The following is a 607-nucleotide window of genomic DNA, read 5'->3' on the forward strand; positions in this document are numbered from 1 at the left end:
TGTGGTTGAAGCCAAGCATCATTGGGTCAACGGGCTCATCTTTGAATGTTTCTACGAAGTTACCTTGAATGGTATCGCCAGCATCTACGAGGATAATGTTTGATTGCTCTTTACGGATATCCGCTACTTTCGTCGCTATTTGGCTTAAGCTACCGCGCGTGTTGAGTTTATCTGACGCGTAGTCCCACGCCATAAAATGACCATGGATATCAGAAGTACCAAGTATCGTGACGTCGTGTATGTCACCATCAGCAGCAAAGGTAGGAAAAGTAAGAGAAAGTAGAATTGCACTGGATAATAGTTGTCTTTTCATCTGCATGTTCACGTAGTGGATAAAGTATGACGCCACCATATAGAATTGCGCCTACCTTATGGGTGACTAGTGTCATACTTTTAGTGATACAAGCCTTTGATATTTCAAATAAACGTGACTCCTGACAATCTTAAAACAACTTATGTAACTAAACGGATTACACCAACACACGAATATGCAGCGCCACATATCAAAGTCTGTGGCTCTGTTTGATCTCTTCAAATTCAGTTTAATTAAGTCAGGTTCGCCTCACTAGCTTATCCATAACCACTTACCCCAAACACAAAAAAGGAT

At 41.2% G+C, this 607-nt stretch carries 1 pseudogene; it reads right to left on the reverse strand.

Going from position 1 to position 607, the window contains the following annotated elements:
* A pseudogene (locus BCT81_RS15135) lies at positions 1-313 on the reverse strand (bifunctional metallophosphatase/5'-nucleotidase); the annotation flags it as partial.
* Between the last annotated feature and the right edge of the window lie 294 nt (positions 314-607).

Source organism: Vibrio sp. 10N.261.52.A1 (genome assembly GCF_002876325.1).
GTDB classification, from domain to species: domain Bacteria; phylum Pseudomonadota; class Gammaproteobacteria; order Enterobacterales; family Vibrionaceae; genus Vibrio; species Vibrio chagasii.